Origin of the sequence: Roseomonas alba (genome assembly GCF_019430885.1) — a bacterium.
Lineage (GTDB): Bacteria > Pseudomonadota > Alphaproteobacteria > Acetobacterales > Acetobacteraceae > Neoroseomonas > Neoroseomonas alba.
Map to the genome: position 1 here is coordinate 147,986 of NZ_JAHYBZ010000006.1, position 21,328 is coordinate 169,313.

Annotated in this window: 17 protein-coding genes; 4 read left to right on the forward strand and 13 right to left on the reverse strand. The window is 68.7% G+C overall.

Annotated elements, in window-relative coordinates; all coding sequences use genetic code 11:
* Nucleotides 1-3: 3 nt before the first annotated feature.
* The 8 genes from KPL78_RS17570 to KPL78_RS17605 form a co-directional block, all read right to left on the reverse strand.
* Nucleotides 4-3,105, reverse strand: coding sequence for a molybdopterin dinucleotide binding domain-containing protein (locus tag KPL78_RS17570; protein WP_219764286.1), 3,102 nt, complete (start codon nt 3,103-3,105; stop codon nt 4-6).
* A gap of 3 nt (nt 3,106-3,108) precedes the next feature.
* Nucleotides 3,109-4,212 (reverse strand): NrfD/PsrC family molybdoenzyme membrane anchor subunit, encoded by a 1,104-nt coding sequence (gene nrfD / locus KPL78_RS17575; protein ID WP_219764287.1) that lies wholly within the window; start codon nt 4,210-4,212, stop codon nt 3,109-3,111.
* A gap of 3 nt (nt 4,213-4,215) precedes the next feature.
* Entirely contained in the window at nt 4,216-4,938 is a 723-nt protein-coding gene (gene dsrO, locus KPL78_RS17580) for a sulfate reduction electron transfer complex DsrMKJOP subunit DsrO (protein ID WP_219764288.1), read from the reverse strand.
* A gap of 82 nt (nt 4,939-5,020) precedes the next feature.
* Nucleotides 5,021-5,833: an ABC transporter permease gene (locus tag KPL78_RS17585; RefSeq protein ID WP_219764289.1), complete on the reverse strand. Its 813-nt coding sequence runs from the start codon at nt 5,831-5,833 to the stop codon at nt 5,021-5,023.
* Nucleotides 5,833-6,681 (reverse strand): ABC transporter permease, encoded by an 849-nt coding sequence (locus tag KPL78_RS17590; protein ID WP_369412775.1) that lies wholly within the window; start codon nt 6,679-6,681, stop codon nt 5,833-5,835. The genes KPL78_RS17585 and KPL78_RS17590 overlap by 1 nt, the downstream gene beginning before the upstream one ends.
* 183 nt (nt 6,682-6,864) lie before the next feature.
* Nucleotides 6,865-8,145, reverse strand: a complete 1,281-nt coding sequence (locus KPL78_RS17595; protein ID WP_219764290.1) for an ABC transporter substrate-binding protein — start codon at nt 8,143-8,145, stop codon at nt 6,865-6,867.
* A 37-nt stretch (nt 8,146-8,182) separates the two neighbouring features.
* Nucleotides 8,183-9,220, reverse strand: a complete 1,038-nt coding sequence (locus tag KPL78_RS17600; protein ID WP_219764291.1) for an ABC transporter ATP-binding protein — start codon at nt 9,218-9,220, stop codon at nt 8,183-8,185.
* Between the two features lie 500 nt (nt 9,221-9,720).
* Nucleotides 9,721-10,830: a serine hydrolase domain-containing protein gene (locus KPL78_RS17605; protein ID WP_219764292.1), complete on the reverse strand. Its 1,110-nt coding sequence runs from the start codon at nt 10,828-10,830 to the stop codon at nt 9,721-9,723.
* Between the two features lie 113 nt (nt 10,831-10,943).
* On the opposite strand from KPL78_RS17605, the gene KPL78_RS17610 reads away from it, so the two are divergent.
* Nucleotides 10,944-11,618, forward strand: coding sequence for a DsbA family oxidoreductase (locus KPL78_RS17610; protein WP_219764293.1), 675 nt, complete (start codon nt 10,944-10,946; stop codon nt 11,616-11,618).
* A gap of 87 nt (nt 11,619-11,705) precedes the next feature.
* Here KPL78_RS17610 and KPL78_RS17615 read toward each other — a convergent pair whose 3' ends face one another.
* The 4 genes from KPL78_RS17615 to KPL78_RS17630 all read right to left on the reverse strand — a co-directional run bounded on the left by KPL78_RS17615 (nt 11,706) and on the right by KPL78_RS17630 (nt 15,308).
* Nucleotides 11,706-12,479: an SDR family NAD(P)-dependent oxidoreductase gene (locus KPL78_RS17615; RefSeq protein WP_219764294.1), complete on the reverse strand. Its 774-nt coding sequence runs from the start codon at nt 12,477-12,479 to the stop codon at nt 11,706-11,708.
* A gap of 80 nt (nt 12,480-12,559) precedes the next feature.
* Nucleotides 12,560-13,627 (reverse strand): ketopantoate reductase family protein, encoded by a 1,068-nt coding sequence (locus KPL78_RS17620; protein WP_219764295.1) that lies wholly within the window; start codon nt 13,625-13,627, stop codon nt 12,560-12,562.
* Between the two features lie 78 nt (nt 13,628-13,705).
* Nucleotides 13,706-14,653: a Gfo/Idh/MocA family protein gene (locus KPL78_RS17625; RefSeq protein ID WP_219764296.1), complete on the reverse strand. Its 948-nt coding sequence runs from the start codon at nt 14,651-14,653 to the stop codon at nt 13,706-13,708.
* 46 nt (nt 14,654-14,699) lie between these two features.
* Nucleotides 14,700-15,308, reverse strand: coding sequence for a hypothetical protein (locus KPL78_RS17630; RefSeq protein WP_219764297.1), 609 nt, complete (start codon nt 15,306-15,308; stop codon nt 14,700-14,702).
* Nucleotides 15,309-15,566: 258 nt separating this feature from the next.
* On the opposite strand from KPL78_RS17630, the gene secD reads away from it, so the two are divergent.
* Complete coding sequence (gene secD / locus KPL78_RS17635; RefSeq protein ID WP_219764298.1) at nt 15,567-18,167, forward strand: protein translocase subunit SecD; 2,601 nt, start codon at nt 15,567-15,569, stop codon at nt 18,165-18,167.
* 161 nt (nt 18,168-18,328) lie between these two features.
* Here the strand turns inward: secD and KPL78_RS17640 are convergent, their stop codons facing one another.
* Nucleotides 18,329-19,276, reverse strand: a complete 948-nt coding sequence (locus KPL78_RS17640; protein WP_219764299.1) for a LysR family transcriptional regulator — start codon at nt 19,274-19,276, stop codon at nt 18,329-18,331.
* 129 nt (nt 19,277-19,405) lie between these two features.
* On the opposite strand from KPL78_RS17640, the gene KPL78_RS17645 reads away from it, so the two are divergent.
* Complete coding sequence (locus KPL78_RS17645; protein ID WP_219764300.1) at nt 19,406-20,428, forward strand: Bug family tripartite tricarboxylate transporter substrate binding protein; 1,023 nt, start codon at nt 19,406-19,408, stop codon at nt 20,426-20,428.
* 11 nt (nt 20,429-20,439) lie between these two features.
* Nucleotides 20,440-21,324, forward strand: coding sequence for a TauD/TfdA dioxygenase family protein (locus KPL78_RS17650; RefSeq protein WP_219764301.1), 885 nt, complete (start codon nt 20,440-20,442; stop codon nt 21,322-21,324).
* The last annotated feature ends 4 nt before the right edge of the window (nt 21,325-21,328 follow it).

A 21,328-nucleotide genomic window follows, 5' to 3' on the forward strand; every position in this document is an offset into this window, starting at 1 on the left:
CGCTCAGGCGGCGATGGGGGCGCGTTCCAGCCGCGCCGGCAGGCCCTGCCGCACCGCGGTGCCGCCGATCGGATCCAGCCAAAGCCCCGGTCCGAGGCGCCGCGACGGGTCATGCACGCCAAGCGCATTCAGATTCACGCCCGACCGCAGGGCCGGCCGTTCGACCTGTGCCGTGCCGTCGATCACATGCGCGCGGCCGCCGAATTCGGTGTGGCCGAAGCCGTGCTCGATGCCGACCACGCCCTTCATCACGCCGTGGCGGATGATGGCGGTGGCGACGACCTCGCCGCCCGGGGTGCGGATCAGCACATGGTCGCCGGTGCGCAGGCCGAGTGCCGCCGCGTCCTCCGGATGGATCGCCACCGGGTTGTTCGGATGGATGCCGCGCAGCCGGTCCGCACCGATGACATAGGCATTCACCAGCACCGATTTTTGGCTGACCAGCAGCAGCGGCCACTCCGCCTCGCCATAGACCTGGCGCATCGGGGTACCGTCCTGGAAGCCGGCGGGCTGCCAATGCGGCACGCCGCTGTGGCGCTGCCCGGTGATGGCGCTGCGGGAGGTGCCGACGAGCTCGTTGTAGATCATCAGCGGGCCCTTGAAGGCATGGGCGTAGACATCGCCGTGCAGCTTCGACCCGGATGGCTCGGTGCGCCCGCCGCGGGTCAGCACGAAGGCGACCTTGGCAATCTCCTCCGGCTTCAGCGTCGCCTGGAGCAGCGGCATGATGCGCTCGACGCCCGTCAGGTGGATGTCGTCCTCGGTCGCGTCCGGCACCGGGGCGCCGGCATAGGCGATGTTCGCCCCGCCGCGCAGATACCAGTCCGCCGCGGTCTCGAGCGGATGCATCGACCCGTCCGCCGCCTTGATGGCATCGGAACCGAAGCCCGGCAGGCCGAGCGCCTTGGCGACGCCGATCGCGAAGCTCTCCATCGCCACGCGCTCGCCATTCGCGGTACGGGCCAGCGGATCGGGCACGGCCGGCCAGCGGGCATGGGTGGTGCGCTCGGTCACGCCGCCCCAGACATTGGTGTAGCCCCAGCTTTCGTAGAGCAGCGAATCCGGGATCAGGTAGTCGGACCAGCAATTGCTCTCATTGATGAAGGGGTCGATGCCGATCAGCAGCGGCAGCTTGCTGGTGTCGCCGAGCGTGCTCGCCGCCTTCGCCGGCATGCCGGGAATGCCGTAGATCGGGTTGCTGTTCCACAGGATCAGCGCGCCGAGGCGGTAGGGATAGCCGCTATCGACCGCGGTGAAGAACTCGGTGCTGAGCTGCGGGGCGACCATGTACCAGGGCGCATCCGCCGGATACGGGTTCTTCCCCGCCGCGCGCTTGGCGGCGAATTCGCTGCTGCGCTCATAGGGCAGGTTGTTGCGCCCGAGCATGAGCCCGCGCGGGGTCACTTCGCCTTCGAAGGTGGCGAGGTTGTAGCGCGGGCCGGGGCCGGCATCGACGAACATACCGCCGCCCATGATGGTCCCGCCCTTGTGGTGCAGATTCCCGATCAGGGTGTTCAGCGTCACCAGCGAGAAGGCGTTGGAGAAGCCGTTCCCCGCCATGGTGCCGCCATGGCTGTTCACCGCGGCGCGCTTGCCGTGGCTGGTGAATTCCCGCGCCAGGTCGATGATGGTCTGCTGGGGGATGCCGCAGATGGCGGCGTAGTCGGCGATGGGCTTGTCATTCGCGCTGGCGCGCAGCAGGGCGAGTGCGGACTTCGCCGCGATGCCGTTCACCTCCTCCTCGACGAAGAGGGTCGCGGCAGCAGTGCCGGCGTCATGGGCGCGGAAGGCACCGCTCTCGGCATCGCGGACGATGAAGGCGTCCTTCGCGCCGTAACGCGGTTCCTCGAAGGGCAGGCCGATATCGGAGGCGCGAAGGAAACGGCCGTTCCGCTCATGGCCTTCCTGGGTGACGATCAGATGGGTCGCGTTGGTGAAGCAGGTCTCTCCGGCGGCCTCCGCCGCGCGCGCATTAGGCTGTGCGAGGAACTTCGCGTCGATGCGATCATTCTCAAACATCCAGCGCATCATCGCCATGGCGAGCGCCGCATCGGTCGAGGGCTTGATCGGGATCCAGCGGCCACGATGGCGCGCGGCTTCGGAATCGCTGTGCCCGAGCAGCGGATCGATCACGACATAGTCGAGCTTGCCCTGCGACCGCGCCGCAGCGAGTTGCCAGCCCTGGCGCTTGAAGGGGTTGCCCGCATTGGCCGGAGCGGTGCCGCAGAAGATGACGAACTCGGCATTCGGCATGTCCGGCTTGGCATGCGGCATGGTCGCCTTGTTGCCGAAGGCCGCGCCGGAACCCGCACGATAGGACCCGCCGCAATAGGAGCCGTGGCCCACGAAGTTGATGGTGCCGATGCCCTTGTTGAAAAGCCGGCGCATGAGGTCTTCACGGCCATCGTTGACGGAGGACAGCACCGCGACCTGGTTCGATTTCGGGCCGAGATCCGGACGCGCCGGGTCCATCGGCTCATTTCCCTTCAGGGCGCGCAGGCCCTTCACCTCGCCCTCGCCGAACAGGTTGCCGCCCTCGACGACCTCCTGGATCAGCTGTTCGAGGGAGATGGACTGCCACTGCCCCGCCCCGCGCGGACCGACGCGCTTCAGCGCGGTGGTGATGCGGCTGGGGCTGGTGAGCTGGGTCAGCACCGCCGAACCGCGCCCGCAGGCGGTGGCGCGCCCGGCCAGCCCTTCCTCGTCATGGCGCGAGAGATGGACGAGCGCCTCGCGGATCGAGGTCTGCATCGGCAGCACCGGCTCGGCCGAGAGCGGCGAATAGGGATTGCCGACGACCCGCAGCGCATGGCCGGTCTCGCGATCCACCCGGACCCGCACGCCGCACAGGGTGGTGCAGCCGAGGCAGACGGTATTCGCCACATATTGCGCCGGGTTCGGAGTGATCGCGCCGGTCGCCGGATCCACGACGCATTCCGGCGCCAGCGAATGGCCGTTGATATTGGCGGCGCGGGCGGGGCGGGCGATGCTTTCGGCGACACCTTCCACGACCTTGCGGCCGGTCTCCTCGAAGCCGAGGCCGAAGGCCGCGAGGCCCGCACCGGCCACGCCGATCTTGACGACATCACGACGGTCGAGGCTCATGATTCAGGCCCTCCCGGGCAGGGCTTCGCCGGGGGCTGCGGCCCGCGTCCGGGCGGGCGGCATCAGCGCATCCAGCAGGATGATGAGGAAGACGAGCAGACCCATGCTGCCCGCGATGCCGAGCAGGCCCGAGGGGCCGAGCGGCAGGTGATAGTCGTAGAGGCCTGGCGCATTCTTCGGCACGGACTGGCCGCCGATGAAGACGGTCCAGCGGAACATCCAGGCCGCGTGCAGGGCGATCAGCCCGGTGAGCCAGCCACTCCCGCGCGGCTTCCACAGCGCGAGCAGGATGGCCAGCGCCAGTGCGGCCTGGCCCTCGAAGGCGGTGATGCGGAAGCTGTCATGCTGTGCCACCGAGGCGAGCGCCTGGGCGTGCCGTGCCTCGAGCCCGAAGAAGCCGATCGCGAACCAGGCCGCGCCGACCAGCATGGACGCACCGAGCACCATCGCCAGCGCGCGGTTCAGCCGCGCCTCGGTCGCTGCCTCATGCCCGCCGAGCAGCCGGTCGAGCAGCAGGGCAAGGCCGATCGCGCCGCCGATCGCGGTCAGCGCGAACTGCACCGGCAGGAAGGGGGTGTTCCACAGCGGCCGGGCGCGCACGACCATCACCTCCATGCCGGTGTAGAGCAGCACGAGGCAGGCGCCGATGATGGCGACGGTCGCTGCGGCGCGGCTCAGCCAGGGCAGCGCCCGGCCCCCGAACAGGCGATAGAGCGGCGCGAGGATGCCGCGATCCTCCGCATCCGCCGCGATGGCCGGACGCAGCGAGGACCAGGCATAGAGGAACAGCCCGCTGAGATAGGTCGGGATGAAGAAGGCACCCCAGGCCATCCAGGAATTCAGGTTGGGATGGGCATAGAAGCGCCAGAAGCGGCCTGGCTGATGCAGATCCGCGAGCAGCGCCACCGGGGCGGCCATGCCGCAGGCAAGCGCACCGATCAGCGCGAGCCGCCCGGCCCTTTCCCAGCCCGGCCTGCCGAACAGGTAATGCGGCAGGGACAGCAGGAAGGAACCGACCGACAGGCCGATCAGGAAGAAGTAGGTAACCGCCCAGGGGAGCCAGGCGATCTCGCGGCTGATGCCGATGACTTCGGTGATCTGGGGCATGGCTCAGATCCCTTCCTGATGCTGGGGGCGCCACAGGGTCGGAGTGCCCTCGGGCTTGTGGGCGAGCACGTCATCGAGGCCGAGGTAGAAGACCCGCGGCTCGGTGCCGAGCTCGGGCTTCAGGACCGCGCTTTCCTCGCTGGCGAGGCGCCGGCGCACGGTGCTGTTCGGGTCGTTCAGGTCACCGAAGATGCGCGCGCCGCCGACGCAGCTTTCGACGCAGGCGGGCAGCAGCCCGGCATCCACGCGATGGGCGCAGAAGGTGCATTTGTCGGCCTTCTGGGTCTCGTGATTGATGAAGCGGGCGTCGTAGGGGCAGGCCTGCACGCAATAGGCGCAGCCGACGCAGACATCGGCATTGACGACCACGATGCCGTCATCGCGCTGGAAGGTCGCACCGACGGGGCAGACCGGGATGCAGGGCGGCTCGTTGCAGTGGTTGCACAGGCGCGGCAGCATCGCCATGCCCGGCACGCCGTCCTTCACCACCTCATAGGTATTGACGATGGTCCGCACGCTGTCGGGCGGGACGTCGTTCTCCATGATGCAGGAGACGGTGCAGGCCTGGCAGCCGATGCAACGGGCAAGGTCCACCACCATGCCCCAGCGCGGCCCGATGCCGCGGGAGGGGACCGGCGGTTCGGCGGCCGCGGCCGTCCCGCTCAGGCTCGCGGCGAGACCCGCGAATAGGGAACGTCGGCCAGACCCCATGACTCGTCTCCGCATATCGTCCTGCGGAGGGCTGTTAGTTCAGGTCCCGCGAATATTCCTTGATGCGCATCAACTGCCTGCCGCGCCGCAGCGAAAGTCAGCCGCCGCGGCGCCGGCGCAACAGCACCACGCCGCCGATCGCCGCCCCGATCACCAGGAAGGACACGCCCGTCGTCACCGTCCCCAGCGCATAGAGCACCGGCGTCGTGACATTAGTGGTCATGCCGTAGATCTCGAGCGGGAGAGTGTTGAAGGTCCCGGCCGTGTAGAGGCTGCGGGCGAATTCGTCATAGGACAGGGTGAAACCGAACAGCCCGACGCCGATCAGGGACGGCAGCAGGATCGGCACCACCACATGACGGATGGTCTGCCAGGGCGTGGCACCCAGGTCGCGCGCAGCCTCCTCGTAAGCGGGCGAAAAGCGATTGAAGACCGCGAACATGATCAGCAGGCCGAAAGGCAGCGTCCAGGTCAGATGCGCACCGAGGCCGGAGGACCACCAGGCCGGATCCTCCCCGATCAGGCGGAACATCAGCCCGATACCGAGCGAGATCAGCACCGACGGCACGATCAGGCTGGCCACCGCGAGGTAGAACAGCGCCGTCGCGCCGGGGAAGCGGCGGCGGAAGGCAAGCCCCGCCATGAAGGACACCACGACCGTCACCACGGTCACGATCCCGCCCAGGATCATCGACCGTGTGAAGGACCCGCCGAAATCGCCGACCATCTGCGTCTCGAACAGGTTGCGGAACCAGTGCGTCGAGACGCCGCGCATCGGGAAGGTCAGCCCGCCCTCCGGCCCCTGGAAGGACAGCACGACGATGGTGATGGTCGGCCCGTAGAGGAACAGCACGAAAAGCCCAAAGACGATCGCGAGCGGCCAGAAGGCGCGGGAACGGTTGCCGCCCATCACAGCTCCTTCCGGATGTCGACGATGCGCAGCATGGCCGCGATCATCAGCAGCACGACGATCAGCAGCACCACCGCATTGGCCGCCGCCGCCGGGTATTGCAGCAGCGACATGGCGTTGACCATCATCAGCCCGACCGAGGCCGATTGCCCGCCGCTCATCAGCCGCACGGTGACGAAGTCGCCCATCACCACCGCGACGACGAGGATCGACCCGATCATGATCCCCGGCCGCGCCAGCGGGATCACCACATTGCGCAGCACCTGCCATTCGGTGGCGCCGGCATCGCGCGCGGCCTCGATCAGCGCGCGGTCGATGCGCACCATGGAATTGAAGATCGGCACCACCATGAACAGTGCATAGAGATGCACATAGGCGAGGATCACCGCGAAATTCGAGAAGAGCAGGAACTCCAGCGGCTCATTGATCGCGCCCATGCCCATCAGCGCCTGGTTCAGCAACCCGTTCCTGCCGAGGAAGGGGATCCACGAAATCATGCGAATGACGTTCGACGTCCAGAAAGGAATGGTGCAGACGAGGAACAGCGCCGTCTGCATCAGCGGCGAGGCGATGTGGAAGGCGAGGAAATACGCCACCGTGAAGCCGACGATCAGGCAGATCGCCCAGGTGATGGCGGCAAATTGCAGCGTCTGGAAATAGGTCTTCCAGGTGATGGGGGAGAGGAACAGTTCCTCATAGTTCGTCCACACGAAGGCGGGGAACATGCGCACGCTGTCGTAGTCGAAGAAGGAGACGACGACGATCGTGCCGATCGGCACGATGAGGAACAGCGCCAGGATCAGCGCCAGCGGGGATGCCAGCAGCAGGCCGGACCAGCGGTTCGTCACGATTCTAAAGCCCTACCCATCGCAGCACGGCCTCGTCATCCGGAAACAGCGGATCGCGGCATGCCGCGATCCGGGAGCGCACAGCGCGACCGCGCCCAAACCACCAGCCGTCGCCGGAGCGACAGCCCAGGGCGCGAAGGCAAGGCGGCCGGATGGCCGCCGCCCGTCGTTTGAGGGCACAAATCAGCTCGCGATGAACTGGTTCCACTTCTGGACCATGTAGCGGTCCTCATCCATCACCGCGTTCCAGCAGGCCACCGCACCCATGCGGTCGTAGAAGGACCCGCCGTCGCGCACCGCGCCCGCGCGTTCCATCACCTGGCCCTGCGGGTTCTTGATGTCGCCCTGGGCCGGCTTGCCTTCCATCCAGAAGCCCCATTCGTCCGCGGTCATGTGCTCGCGCGCCGTCTCCAGCACCGCCGAGTAGTAGCCCTGGCGGTTCAGATAGGCGCCGACCCAGCCGGACAGGTACCAGTTGATATACTCATACGCCGCGTCGAGCTGGATGCCGCGGAGATGCTTCGCCAGCGCGAGCCCACCGCCCCAGGCGCGATAGCCCTCTTCCAGCGGCTGGTAGGTGCAGGCGATGCCGCGCGAGCGCACCGCGGTCACCGCCGGCGACCACATGGACTGGATGACGACCTCGCCCGAGGCCATCAGGTTCACGCTCTCGTCGAAGGTCTTCCAGAAGGCGCGGAACTGGCCGGCGCGCTTCGCGGCGATCAGGTAGTCGATGGTCTTGTCGATCTCCGCACGGGTCATGTTGCCCTTGTCGCCGTAGCGGATGACGCCGGCGCTCTCGCAGATCATCGCGGCGTCCATGATGCCGATGGACGGGATGTTCAGGATCGCCGTCTTGCCCCGGAAGGCGGGGTCCATGATGTCCTTCCAGTTCTTGATCGGCCGCCCCACCAGGTCCGGCCGGATGCCGAGCGTATCGGCATTGTAGATGGTCGGGATCATGGTGAACCACTGGGTCGGCGAGGACGCGAAGCGCGTGCTGGTCGGCCCCTCGACGAAGCCGACCGTGCTGGGCGCGGTGCCCTGCGCGATGGTCGAGGTCGGCGTCAGCTTGCCCGTGGTGAAGATCGGCACGATCTTGTCGAACAGTCGGATCTTGGACGTGTCCATCGGCTGCAGCACATTCGCCGGGAAGACCTTCTTCACCATCCAGTATTCGATATCAGCGATATCGTAGCTGTTCGGCTGCGTCACCGAACGCTGCACCACCGCGTCGGAATCGAGCGCGGTCATCTGCAGCGTGATGCCGAGGTCTTCCTTGCACTTCTCGGCGATCGCGTTCTGGTTCGACACGCCGGTGCCGAACTGGCGCAGCACGACATTGCGGATGTTCTGCGCCCAGATCGTCGGGAAGCCGGTCACGGCCCCGGACCCGATGGCGCCACCGGCCGCGGCGGCGAGCAACTTGCGCCGCGCGATGCCCTTCTTCGTCGTCTCGACCATGGCAGTCTCCCTTTCGTTCAATGGCAGCGTTGGGATGTCAGGTGATGGCGTGCATGTCCTCGGCCTTCCAGCCGAGGGCGACGCCATCGCCGGGATGCACCGGATCGGCGAAGAAGGCGGCTTCCGGCAGCACGGCGGAAAGCGGATCGAGCCCGTCCACCGCCAGCCCCACCGCCACCGTCGCGCCGAGATACTCGACCGACCGCACCGTGCCGTTCAGCGGCAGGGCGGCGCCGGGCTTCGCGACGATCATCTTGTCGGCGCGCACCGCGACATGCCGCGCCGCGCCGGGCAGCGCCGGCATCGCCACGCCATTGCCGAGCCTGCCGCCGCCGGCGGCAAGCGCGATCACGTTGTGCCCGCCGATGAAGCGCGCGACGAAGGTCGTGGCGGGGTGGTTGAAGACCTCGCGCGCCGTCGCCGCCTGTTCGATGCGGCCCTTGTTCATCACCACCACCAGGTCGGCGAGGGCCATCGCCTCATCCTGGCTGTGCGTCACATGCACGAAGCTGATCCCGAGCCGCGTCTGGAGATCCTTCAGCTCCTCCCGCATGCGGACGCGCAGGAAGGGATCGAGCGCGGACAGCGGCTCATCCAGCAGCAGCACGGCCGGATCGGTGATCAGTGCCCGCGCCAGGGCGACGCGCTGCTGCTGGCCGCCCGAAAGCTGCGCCGGCAGCCGGTCGGCATAGGCGGTCATCTCCACGCGTTCGAGCATCGCGGCGGCGCGCATGCGCCGCTCGGCCTTCGAGACGCCGCGCATCTTCAGACTGAAGGCGACATTGTCGAGGCAGGAGAGATGCGGGAACAGCGCATAGGACTGGAACATCATCGCCGTGCCGCGCTTGGCTGGCGGCAATTCGGTGATGTTCTCGGCGCCGAGCAGCACGTCGCCCTCGCTCGCGATCTCGTGCCCCGCGATCATGCGCAGGGTCGAGGTCTTGCCGCAGCCCGAAGGCCCCAGCAGGCAGCAATAGGTTCCGGCGGGGATGCGCAGCGCGATGCCGTCCACCGCGGTCACGGTGCCGTAGCGCTTGGTCAGGGCAACGAGTTCGATATCCGCCGCTTTGGCCATCCACACCTCGATCCGAAATCCGCTCGCGGCCCAACTGCAACCGCTGCGGGAGGAGGCAAGTCGCATGCCATGGTCATGGCACCGCGCACCGCGTTGGCATGCGCCCGTGGTCGCCCAGCCACAGCCAGCAATTGAAGCAACTTGCCCAGGGATCAGGCAACGACGTTCCGCAGGGCGCGGTGCGCGACGTTCCCTTGTTTACGCTGTGAAACCGAGAGGGGCTTTGCCCCCCGGACCCACCCCGGCAAAGGCCGAAAGGCCTTTGCAAACCTCAACCTTGCGCTGGGCGCCACTGGCAGGATGGATGCCGAAACCCACTCTGGCGCGCGGCACGCGCTTGGCGGGCCTAGCCTGACTGTCGCGCCCCGCGCCAACAGACTGCGGTCCAGGGGCTCCAAGCCCCAGGGGCACCCATTGGCGGTGCGCAGCAACGTCAATGGGACCCCGATGGCGGGGAGGTTTGGAGAGGCAGAGCCCCTCCAATTCCACCCCCACTGGTATCAGCCGAGCGCCGCCCGCACCCGCCCGATGAAGCCGTCCATCGCCGCCGGATTGGTCCAACGCAGCACCGCGACGATGCCGCTCGACGGATCGACCCAGGTCAGGTTGCCGCCCGCCCCAGTGGCGAAGAAGGCATCCCGCGCGGCGGAAGGATACCGCTTCCCGTCCGTGTTCAGCCACCACAGGAAGCCGTAATGTGGGTTCAGCGCGCAGGCTTCGATGGACATGCCGAACCAGGCGCCCGGCAGCACCATCCGTCCGTCCCACAGCCCGCGTGCCAGGGCGAGCAGCCCGACCCGCGCCTGGTCCTCGGCATGGATGGAGATGCCCCCGCCCCAATGCGTCCCGCCCGGCACCGACTGCACGCGCCGTCCATCGGCGAGCGTGACCCAGGAGGTCCGATACCCGTCCCAGCGCCAATCGGAAGACCCGCCGATCGGGCCGAGGATGCGCTCGCGGAACACCTCCGGCAGCGGCTTCTGGAAGACGCGCAGCAGGGACAGCGACAGGCGGTTCACCCGCACGTCGTTGTATTCCCAATAGGTGCCGGCGGGCTCCAGTACCCGTTCGCCCTTCTTCCCCTGCCCTTCGACGCCAAGGTTGCGGCCGCGGTCGATCGCATCCGCCTTGCCGAACAGCGTGCCTTCCCATTCCGAGGTGTTGGTCAGCAGGTGCCGCCAGCTGATCGGCGCGTTCTGCGGGCCGTCGAAGCCGCCGTCGTCGACGATCTCACGCACGGGGCGGTCGATGTCGGGGATCAGGCCGTCCGCGACCGCGATGCCGGTCAGCAGGGACAGGTAGGATTTCGCGACGGAGAAGGTCTGGCTGACCTCCCGCGTATCGCCCCAGCGGGCCACCAGCACGCCATGGCGCGTGACGAGCCCGCCCGGCGCGCCGCGCGGCCAGAGCGGCCCCAGCACTTCATTGTTCGGCGGCGGTTCGAAGGCGCCGCGGCCGATGTGGCCGGCGAGGTCATAGGGCCAGGGCGTCTCATGCGATTCGGCGAAGGCGACCGCCTCGTCGAGCTTCGCGGCATCGAAGCCGAGCGCGGCGGGCGCGGCCTCGGGCCAGGGGGCGGGATGGGCGGCGGGAAAGGTGATGCTGGTCATGGCGGCGGACCATGCGGGCAAGGCCGGGCCGCGCCAAGGGGGGAAGCGGCGCCTTGCGGTCGGGCCCGGCGACACCCATCCTCGGTTGAACGCCAACCCGAAAGGCACCCGCCATGTCCGACACCCCTGCCCCCGCCGGCCGGCTTGAGATCGTCTCGGACGCCATCTGCCCCTGGTGCTGGATCGGCAAGACGCATCTCGACCGCGCCCTCGCCATCCTCGCCGAGGAGGGCATGACCTTCGAACTCGGCTGGCTCCCCTATCAGCTCAATCCGGACATGCCGGCGGGCGGCGTCGAGCGCGCGAGCTACCGCGCGCAGAAATTCGGATCGGTGGAGCGCGGGGCGGAACTCGATGCCCAGGTGGCGGAGGCCGGCCGCGCCGCAGGGTTGATGTTCCGCCATGACCTGATGGCACGCACGCCGAACACGGTCGAGGCACATCGCCTGATCCGCCTGTCCCACCCGACCGGCCTGCAGCATGCGCTCGTCGAGCGCCTGTTCCGGGCCTATTTCCAGGAGGGCGAGGATATCGGCGATCCCGCGGTGCTGGTGCGTCTCGGCACCGAGACGGGCCTGCCGGAGCCAGTGCTCTCGGCCTTCGCCGCCGGCGAGGCGGCGCGACAGGAGGTGATGGCGGAATCACTCGGCCTGGCACGGGCGGGGATCAACGGCGTGCCGTCCTTCCTGATGGACCGGCACCTGCTCTTCTCGGGCGCGATGCCCGGGGAACGCATGGCCGAGGCGTTCCGCCAGGCGGTGGCTATCCTGCGCAGCCAGGCGGCCTGACCGCCGCCGCCCGGCCGGTGGCCGGGCCCTTTCCGCACGGGCGCCGGGCGGCGCGGTTCCGCACCCGGCGCCGGCCTGCACGCGCCCTCAGACGTGCATGACGCTGCCGCCATCCTCCAGCCAGTTCTGGCCGGTGATGAAGGAGGCACCGTCGGACAGCAGGAAGCAGATCAGCGGCGCCACCTCGGCCGGCGTCGCGATGCGCCCGAGCGGGATGCGCGCCAGCGTCCGGTCGCGGAAGCGGTCGGAGCGGATCGTCTCGGTCATCGGTGTCTCCACCGTACCGAAGCCCACGCTGTTCACACGCACGCCATAGCGCGCCCATTCGGCGGCACCCGTCATGGTGATGCCGAAGACACCCGCCTTGGCCGCCGAGTAGTTCACCTGGCCGATCGACCCGCGCTTGCCCGCGGTCGAGGAGATGTTGACGATCGCGCCCGGATTGGGCTCGCCGGCCTTGAAGCGCGCGATCAGGTGGCGGCCCACCGCCTGCTGCATCAGGTGCACGCCGGTCAGGTTGACGTCGATCACCGCCTGCCATTGCGGCAGGGTCATTTTCTCGATCATCGCCGGACGCGTGATGCCGGCGTTGTTCACCAGGCCGTGCACGGCGCCGAACTTCGCGGCCGCATCATCCACCACCTTTGCGCAAAAGGCCTCGTCGGACACATCGCCCTGTACGGGCAGCGTCCGCTCGCCGGCCAGTGCCTCAGCCGTTTCCTTCAGCGTCTGGGGGTTGCGCTCGACCATGACCAGGTTGCCGCCAAGGTCGAGCACGAGCTCGGAGATGGCTTTGCCGATCCCCTGCCCGGCCCCGGTCACGATGACGGTCCGGCCCGAGAGATCCATCGGATTGCGCATGACTTTCCTTCCCTTTGCAGTTCTTGAAGGGAAGCCTCGCGCGGGATCGGGGCGCTGGCAAGGGCGCCCCGACCGATCGGTCAGTTCAACCGCAGCCCGCGGACCAGGTCGGGCGAGGGTTGCGCCTCGCCGCGTTCCACGCGCTTCACGATCTCGGTCAGCGCGGCATTGGCGGGCGCGTCGATGCCAACGCCCTTGCCCTTCTCGACGACGAAGCCGTTGAGGAACTCGATCTCGGTGCGACGGCCCTTCATCATGTCCTGGCCCATCGAGGCGCGATGTGCGCCGCCGCCCGCGCCCTGCGTGTCGGCGAGGCGCTGGGTGTCATAGGCCTTGCGCGCTTCCGCATCGCCCTCGCCCGCCCTGGCGATGATCTCGGCGTCGAGATGCAGGATTTCCTCGAGGTCGTAGCCCAGCGCCTGGCCGACGCGGATCGCCTCCGACCCCAACCGCGCGGCGAAGGCGCGGATTGCATCATCCGCCGTCGCATCCTTTGCCACCATGCCGGTCGCCGCCGCGATGCCGTTGCCCATCACGTTGGCGACGAGCTTCGACCAGCGCTCGCCCCAGAGGTTCGTCGTGGTCAGCGCGGAATCCGACAGCGCGACCAGCGAGGTGATGTACTCCGCCCGCGGCGAGACCCGCCCATGCGGCTCGCCCACGCGATAGACGGTGTGCTTGGTGCCCGACTTGCCCGCGGCGCGCTTGATCAGCCCCGGCGCCGAGAGTTCCACCGTGATCAGCGACGCGATCGCGCCGAGCACCCGGCCCCAGCCGACGATGCCGGCGATCGTCTCCTCGTTGATGCAGTTCTGCAGGGAGACGACATAGCCGCCCGGCGACAGATACTGCGCGATCATCGTCGTCGCCCAGGCGGTATCGTAGGACTTCATGCAGACGAAGGCGATATCGACCGGCTTCTGCTTGGCGAAGGACTGCAGCTCCGTCAGGTGGATCGCCTTCACCGGCACGGTGAATTCCGGCACGTCCTTGAGGTGCTGGATGGTCAGGCCCCGGGAGCGCATCGCCTCCACATGCTCGGGCCAGGGGTCGATGAAGGTCACGTCGTGGCCCGCCTGGACCATGTAGGACCCCGCATACCCCCCGACCGCACCGGCGCCGACAATGGCGATGCGTGGCTTGTCCATTCTGAACGCTTCCCCTTCGAGCATGACGACCGCCGGGGCCATGGCCCCGGGCGGCCCAAACACGCAACCATCCAAACGCTATGCGCCGCCGATCGCGGCCTCCACCGCGAGCGCCACCTTCAACGCCCGCCGTCCGGCGGCACCGTCCACCACAACCGGCGCGCCGTCCAGACAGGCGGCGACAAAGGCCGCCTGCTCGGCTTCCAGGCTGTCATGGTCCGTCCAGGTGAAGCGGTCGATGCCGGAACCCGGCATGGTCGCCACCGCCTCCGCCCCGCCGCGGCGCAGCACGGCGAGCGAGCGGTCGAGGAAGTTCACGCTCATCTCGCCTTCCGTGCCGAGCACGCGCAGGCGCCGTTCCATCGCCAGCGACACGCGCGACGCCGTGATCACCGCCGCGCGGCCGCCGGCGAAACGCAGCCGCGCCACGGCGAAATCGGGCCGGTCCGAGGCCACGGCGGAGCCGACTGCCTCGACCGCCTCAGGCTCCGCGCCGGCCAGTTCCAGGACCAGGTCGATATCGTGGATCATCAAATCCAGCACGACCGAGACATCGAGGCTGCGCGGCCGGAACGGCGCGGCGCGCACCGCATCCCATGACAGGGCGCGTCCGCCGGTCTCGGCCCCCACCACGGCACGGAAGGCGGCCGAGAAGCGTTCGATATGCCCGACCTGCAGCACCTGGCCTCGCGCGGCGGCAATAAGCGCATCGGCCTCGTCCAGCGTCGCGGCGATCGGCTTCTCGATGAAAACATGCTTGCCGGCGGCCAGTGCGGCCATCGCCAGCCCATGGTGGAAGCGGGTGGGTGCCGCGATGATGACCGCATCGGCCGCGGCGATGGCGGACTCCGGCGCCAGGGCGGCCACGCCGACCTCCGCCGCGACGGTCCCCGCGCGCGCGGCATCGGCGTCGGCGAGGCCGACCAGCCTCACCCGCGAATTGGCGGCGGCCTTCAGCGCATGGAAGCGGCCGAAATGACCAACGCCCAGGATGGCAAGGGCGAGTCGTGTGTCACTGGCATTCATGCCGGCCCTTTAGCACCGCCGGGCCGCGCGCAGGAGGCCCGGGCGGTCAGATCACCGGCGCCACCCCATCCTTGCTGACGATCACGCGGCTGGTGGCGATGCGGCCATCCGCGCCACGGGTCCCGTTGATGAAGACCGTGGCACCGGCGACGAGGTCCGCGCGCGAGGCCGGTATCGGCATCAGCAGCGGCGTGTCGGCGGCCACGCGCACGACGACCCGACGGCCGAGAATGCTCAGCGTCAGATCGCGCCCGGACGCGCTGTCCACCGCCGCCTCGACCGGACCGTTGTTCATCGAGGCGTTCTCCCCGGTATCCCAGGGCACCTGCAATTCGGTGATCCGCGCGCCGGGCGGCAGGACGGTGATGGCAGTCGCCCGCAGCGTGCCGTCCGGGCCGGGTTCCGCGACGACGCCGAGCGCCGTGCCGGGCGTAATGTCGGCCAGCGCGACGCGGCGCAGGGCGCTGACGGCCGCGCCCTCGGCCAGGGTCACGGCCAGCCGGTCCCCCGACCGGGTAACGACGCCAAGCACGTCGCCCTCCAGTCCCACGATGCTGCCGCGGATGCGGACAGGGCCTGCGCCCTGGGCCAGGGCCGTTGCGGCCGGCAGCGCAACAAGGCCGAGCGCGGCGATACGGCGGGACAGGGTGGGCATGACGCGGCCTCCTCGATGCCGGTCAGGCCCGGCCATCCGGAGGTGGGATGCCCCGCGCCAAGCGCCAGGGGCGCCGCAGCAGGACCGGTCCATGCCCCGTGCCGCGGCGCGCGCAGCGGGCCGTTCGATAAAACCTTGCAGAATCAGGCCCGAGGCGCGACGAAGCCCCGCCTTTTCCGCCATGGCGCAGCCGGGGTTGCATCCCCTGCCCCCCATCGCCATTGTCCGCCCGCCTTCATACTGGGGTTTCTGCCGTCCATGCTGCATTTCGCGCGCTGGAAAACCATCGCGATCCTGTTGGTCTGCCTCCTCGGCACGCTCGTCGCCGCGATCAACCTCGTGCCGCGCTCCGCCCTGCCGAGCTGGTTCCCCGACCAACGGGTGAGCCTCGGGCTCGACCTGCGCGGGGGTTCCTATCTGCTGCTCGAGGTCGACCTGAACACGGTGGTGCGGGAACGGCTGGACAGCATGGTGGACGGCGCCCGCACGCGGCTGCGTACGGCCAATGTCCGCTATGTCAACCTCACGGCCGACGCGGCGAACCGCCGCATGGGCTTGCGCGTGCTGGACACGGCGCAGATCCCGGCCGCCGTCGCCGCGCTGCGGGAACTGTCGAACCCTGTCACGGTGTCGACCGGCCAGGAAGTGCCGGACATCGAGGTCACCAGCAATCCCGACGGCCAGATCTGGGCGACGCTGACCGAAGCCGGCCTGCGCGCCAAGGCAACCGGCGCGGTGGAACAGTCCATCGAGATCGTCCGCCGCCGTATCGACGAGACCGGCGTCGCCGAGGCCCTGATCGCCCGCCAGGGCCAGTCCCGCATCCTCGTCACCCTGCCCGGCGTCGAAGACCCCAACCGGATCAAGGAATTGCTGGGCCAGACCGCCCGCATGACCTTCCATTTGGTCGATGACAGCCCGGCGCTGGGCGCAACGCCACCCCCCGGCGTGGTCTTCCTGCCCGGCGAGCGCGAGGGCGAACGCTATGCCGTGCGCCGCCGCGTCGAGGTGGACGGCGCCAACCTGACCAATGCCCGCGCCGGCCAGGACAGCCGCACCGGCGAATGGGTGGTGAATTTCCAGTTCGATTCGACCGGCACCCGCCGCTTCGCCCAGATCACGCGGGAGAATGTCGGCCGTCCCTTCGCCGTGGTGCTGGACGGCAAGGTCATCACCGCCCCGGTCATCCGCGAGCCCATCACCGGCGGCCAGGGGCAGATCAGCGGCTCCTTCACGGCCCGCTCAGCCAATGACCTTGCGGTGCTGCTGCGCGCCGGCGCCTTGCCGGCGCCGCTGACCGTGGTCGAGGAACGCACCGTCGGGCCCGAACTCGGCGCCGATGCCATCCGCGCCGGCATCCTCTCGCTCGCGGCCGGCACGGTCTTCGTGTTCCTCTATATGGGCCTCGCCTATGGGTTGTTCGGCTGGTTCGCCAATCTCGCGCTGATCTTCAACATCGTGCTGATGATCACGGGGCTGACCCTGCTCGGCGCGACGCTGACGCTGCCCGGCATCGCCGGCATCGTGCTGACCCTCGGTACCGCGCTCGACGCCAATATCCTGATCAATGAGCGCATCCGGGAAGAGACGAAACTCGGACGAACACCGATCAATGCGCTGGAGGCCGGTTACACCAAGGCCTCCGGCACGATCATGGATTCGAACCTCACGAACCTGATCGCGATGGCCTTCCTCTATGGCTTCGGGTCCGGCCCCGTGAAGGGCTTCGCGGTCACGGTCGCCATCGGCACCGTGGTGCAGATGTGGACCGCGACGGTGCTCACGCGCCTCATGGTGTCCTGGTGGTATCGCCGGACCCGGCCGAAAGACCTGCCGGTGATCCAGCGCCCAGGCCTGTCCCTGGCCGAGCGCCTGCGGCGGCCGCTGTTCCGCATCTTCCCGGACGTCACCCGCATCCACTTCATGCGCGGGGCGCGGATCGGCCTGCTGACCTCGGCCATCCTGTCCACCGCCTCGGTGATCCTCGCCTTCCATCCCGGCCTCGAGAAGGGCATCGACTTCAAGGGCGGCATCGAGATGGAGGTGCGCACGCCGGAGGCCGGCGACATCACCACGCTGCGCCGCGCGGTCGATGGGCTCAGCCTTGGCGATGCCACCCTCCTGCAGTTCGGCGATGCCTCGACCTTCGCCATCCGCCTGCCCGCGCAGGGCGACGAGAACGCCGTGCAGAATGCCGTCAACGCCGTGCGCGGCGCGTTGGAGCAGGTCGCCCCCGGCACCCGCATCCTGCGCGTGGAAGCGGTCGGCAACCGCGTCTCGGATGAGCTGTTCCTGGGCGGCATGATCGCCCTCGCGCTCTCCTTCGCGGCGATGCTCGCCTATATCTGGTTCCGCTTCGAATGGCAGTTCGCCGTAGCCGGCGTCGCGACGCTGATGCTCGACACCACCAAGGTCGTCGGCGTGATGGTCGTGACGGGCATCGAGTTCAACCTGACCACCGTCGCGGCGATCCTGACCATCATTGGCTTCAACGCCAACGACAAGGTCGTGGTGTTCGACCGCATGCGCGAGAATTTGCGCAAGTACAAGACAATGCCGCTGGAACAGTTGGTCGATCTCTCGATCAACGAGACGATGAACCGGACGCTCGGCACCTCGATGACGCTGCTGCTCTCAGCCTTGCCGCTCGCGCTGTTCGGGGGCGATACGCTGTCGGGCTTCGCCTGGCTGATGGTGGCCGGCATCGTGATCGGGACGTCGTCCTCGACTTTCATCGCGGCGCCGATCGTGCTGTTCACCGGACGCAACACGCTGCGGCGATCGGACGAGCCACCGCCGGCTGACGGGGCGAAGCGCCGCAAGCCCGACGTGGAGCGCCAGTCGCTTCCGACGGCCTGAACCGCGACTGATGCGGGGATAGTGGCCATGGCCCTGTCCCTGCATCTCCAAGGCAAATGTCGGTCGCCCCAGATCGGCACCAGCCCGCACCGCCATCCGGCCACCCAGCGACAGGACCCTGGATGGGGTTGCGGTCTGGTGCCATTCACTCGGACGATGCTCTACGCGAAGCCCAGCTCCCGCAGCTCCTCCGCGGACGCCATGGGCTCGATCAGCGCCCCGCCGAGTTGCCGCACCTGCTCGATCAGCAACCCGATCAGCGCCACCGTCGCGGGCGTCGGTGATCGCCCCTGCCGCCGCGCCAGATAGACAGTGCGGAACATCGCCGGCGCCAGCGGCCGAAAGCCGATCCCTTCCTCTCGCATCGGCAGCGCGGCCAGCGCCGGCACCGCCGCGATGCCGACCCCCTCGCGGATCAGACTGCGCAGGCCGCTGACGCTCGAAACCTCATAGCGCGCCCGTGGCAGGCCCGGTCGCGCAAGGGCGTGCTGCTCCAGCAGGGTGCGGATGCCGCTCTCACTGCCGAGGCTGAGCAGCATCTCCCCCGACAGCTCCGACCATGCGACCGGCCCCCGCGTCGCCAGCAGACGGTGTCCCGGCGGGCAGACGACACCGAAGCAGTCCCGCAGCAGCGGGATCGCCTCCATCGCGGCATCGGGCGCCGGCAGCGTCGTCAGGGCGATATCCGCCTCGCCGGCGAGCAGGCGGCGGGTCGCACCGCCGGTGTTCTCCTCCAGGATGCGGACCGAGATGCCCGGATGCCGCCGGCTTAGCAGCCCCAGGGCGGGCGCCAGGGCATGGCTGACGAGGGAGGCGGTGGCGGCGATCACCACGAGCCCCCTCTCCCGCCGCGCATGGGCCTCGAGGTCGTCGAGCGCCTGTTCCATCTCCTCCAGCATGCGGGCAGCGAGGAGGACGAAGCGTTCCCCATGAAGCGTCGGCGTGACGGAGCGCGTGCTGCGGTCGAGCAACCGGAGCCCGAGTTCGGCTTCCAGGGCCTTGATGCTGACGGTCAGCGCGCTCTGCGTGACATGGAGCTGCGCGGCGGCGCGGGTGAAGCTGCGCTCGCGCGCCACGGCGAGGAAGGCCCGGAGCTGACGCAGTGTCACGTTTCGACTCATGAGCCAATTTTATCAATTGGCAAGAATAATGAAATGGACCTGCGCCTCCGCCTGCGCTGCCCTGTGTCGAAGGGCGATGCCCGGCCGGACTGACACGGCAAGCGGAGGAAGCGAGACATGGAGCAGGAAGCCGTCGGAACGGCGCGGTGCTTGCGTCCTGATGCCCTGGGGCGCCGGCGGATCCTGGCGGGGCTGACCGGCGCGCTGGCCGCACCCGCCCTCGCCGCGCGCGCCAGAGCCGAGGCCTGGCCGGTCGACCGGGTGACGATCGTGACCTCCCTTCCCGCCGGCTCCACGGTCGACCTGACCACGCGGGTCTATGCCGACCAGCTTGCCCGCATGTGGGGCAAGCCGGTCATCGTCGACAATCGCGGTGGCGGCAACGGCGTGCTCGCCTGCCAGATGGTGGCGCGGGCGCGGCCGGACGGGCTGACGCTGCTCGCGACGTCGGCCATGACGCATGCGGCCAATCCGAGCCTCTATGAGCGGCCGCCCTATGATGCGGTCGCCGAATTCGATGCGGTAGCACGCTACGGCGCCTCGCCTTTCGTGGTGATGGCGACGCGCAAGCTGAACGCGGAAAGCCTGGCCGCGCTGACGGGGGCGCTGACGGCGCGGCCCGGCGACTTCAGCTTCGGCGCGGGGTCGGTGCCATCGCGCCTTGCCGCCGAACTCTATCGCCAGATCATCGGCGCAGACGTTGTCCATGTCGGCTACCGCGGCAACCAGGCGGGCTTCTCGGACCTCGTGAATGGCCGCATCGCCTTCATGGCGGTGGATGTGGTCGGCGCCAAGCCGCTGGTCGATCGCGGGGAGATCGCCGCCGTCGCCCTCAGCGACAGCGAGCGTCACTGGGCGGTGCCGGAGGTGCCGTCCAGCGCCGAGGCCGGCCTGCCCGAATACCGCTTCACCACCTGGTCCGGCATCTACGCGCCCAAGAATACGCCGCGCGAAATCGTCGCCCGCATCCATGCCGACATGACCGAGGCCCATGCCCTGCCGGAGGTGCGCGCCCGCATCCTGTCCATGGGCGGATCGCAGATGCCGCCCATGGGCCCCGACGACTTCCAGGCCTTCACCATCAGCGAGATCGCCGCCTGGGGCCGGATCATCCGGCAGGCCGGCATCCGCATCGAATAGGAGGAACCACCATGAACCAGATCCCGAACCCGCGCTGGACCGGCCCGCGCATCAAGCATGCCTCGACCGAGGCCGAGCCCTACGCCACGATCACGGTCGACAAGGTCACGCCCATCATCGGCGCCGAGATCGGCGGGGTCGACATCGGCAACCCATCCGAGGCGCAGATGGCCGAGATCCATCGCGCGCTCGCCGAGAACCTGGTCATCTTCTTCCGCGACCAGCACCTGACGCCCGAGCAGCACCTCGCCTTCGGCAGCCGCTTCGGCGAGTTGCACATCCATCCCGCGGCACCCACCGAAGGCGGCCATGCCGGCCTGATGGTCATCAAGGCCGACCGCAACAGCCCGCGCGCCAATGGCGAGGGCTGGCATTCAGACGTGTCCTGCGACGAGGAGCCGCCGATGGGCAGCATCCTCTACATCAAGCAATGCCCGCCGGTCGGCGGCGATACGCTGTTCGCCAACATGTACGCCGCCTATGACGCGCTGTCGGACCGCATGAAGGCGTATCTCGAAGGCCTCACCGCCGTGCATGACGGGGAAGAGAACTACCGCGGCACCTATGCGAATTTCGGCGTGCAGGACAAACCCGTCTATCCGCGCGCGATCCACCCGGTCGTGCGCACCCACCCGGTGACCGGGAAGAAGGCGCTGTTCGTGAACAAGGGCTTCACCCGGCGCATCCTGGACATCCCCGTCGACGAGAGCACGGGCGTGCTCGCCTATCTCTACGAGCACATGGCCAACCCGCTGTTCCAGTGTCGCTTCCGCTGGCGGGAGAACTCGGTGGCCTTCTGGGACAATCGCTGCGCCCAGCACCGCGCGATGTGGGACTACTGGCCCGCGACACGGTACGGGAACCGGGTGACGGTAAAGGGCGAACGCCCGGTGTGAGGCG

What these genes read in the sequence shown, in the direction of transcription:
- KPL78_RS17645 (WP_219764300.1), top strand. Translation starts at nt 19,406, where the DNA reads ATGGAGCAGGAAGCCGTCGGAACGGCGCGGTGCTTGCGTCCTGATGCC.
- KPL78_RS17585 (WP_219764289.1), bottom strand. Translation starts at nt 5,833, where the DNA reads ATGGGCGGCAACCGTTCCCGCGCCTTCTGGCCGCTCGCGATCGTCTTT.
- secD (WP_219764298.1), top strand. Translation starts at nt 15,567, where the DNA reads ATGCTGCATTTCGCGCGCTGGAAAACCATCGCGATCCTGTTGGTCTGC.
- KPL78_RS17615 (WP_219764294.1), bottom strand. Translation starts at nt 12,479, where the DNA reads ATGCGCAATCCGATGGATCTCTCGGGCCGGACCGTCATCGTGACCGGG.
- KPL78_RS17625 (WP_219764296.1), bottom strand. Translation starts at nt 14,653, where the DNA reads ATGAATGCCAGTGACACACGACTCGCCCTTGCCATCCTGGGCGTTGGT.
- KPL78_RS17570 (WP_219764286.1), bottom strand. Translation starts at nt 3,105, where the DNA reads ATGAGCCTCGACCGTCGTGATGTCGTCAAGATCGGCGTGGCCGGTGCG.
- KPL78_RS17600 (WP_219764291.1), bottom strand. Translation starts at nt 9,220, where the DNA reads ATGGCCAAAGCGGCGGATATCGAACTCGTTGCCCTGACCAAGCGCTAC.
- nrfD (WP_219764287.1), bottom strand. Translation starts at nt 4,212, where the DNA reads ATGCCCCAGATCACCGAAGTCATCGGCATCAGCCGCGAGATCGCCTGG.
- KPL78_RS17595 (WP_219764290.1), bottom strand. Translation starts at nt 8,145, where the DNA reads ATGGTCGAGACGACGAAGAAGGGCATCGCGCGGCGCAAGTTGCTCGCC.
- KPL78_RS17650 (WP_219764301.1), top strand. Translation starts at nt 20,440, where the DNA reads ATGAACCAGATCCCGAACCCGCGCTGGACCGGCCCGCGCATCAAGCAT.
- KPL78_RS17620 (WP_219764295.1), bottom strand. Translation starts at nt 13,627, where the DNA reads ATGGACAAGCCACGCATCGCCATTGTCGGCGCCGGTGCGGTCGGGGGG.
- KPL78_RS17605 (WP_219764292.1), bottom strand. Translation starts at nt 10,830, where the DNA reads ATGACCAGCATCACCTTTCCCGCCGCCCATCCCGCCCCCTGGCCCGAG.
- KPL78_RS17610 (WP_219764293.1), top strand. Translation starts at nt 10,944, where the DNA reads ATGTCCGACACCCCTGCCCCCGCCGGCCGGCTTGAGATCGTCTCGGAC.
- dsrO (WP_219764288.1), bottom strand. Translation starts at nt 4,938, where the DNA reads ATGCGGAGACGAGTCATGGGGTCTGGCCGACGTTCCCTATTCGCGGGT.
- KPL78_RS17630 (WP_219764297.1), bottom strand. Translation starts at nt 15,308, where the DNA reads ATGCCCACCCTGTCCCGCCGTATCGCCGCGCTCGGCCTTGTTGCGCTG.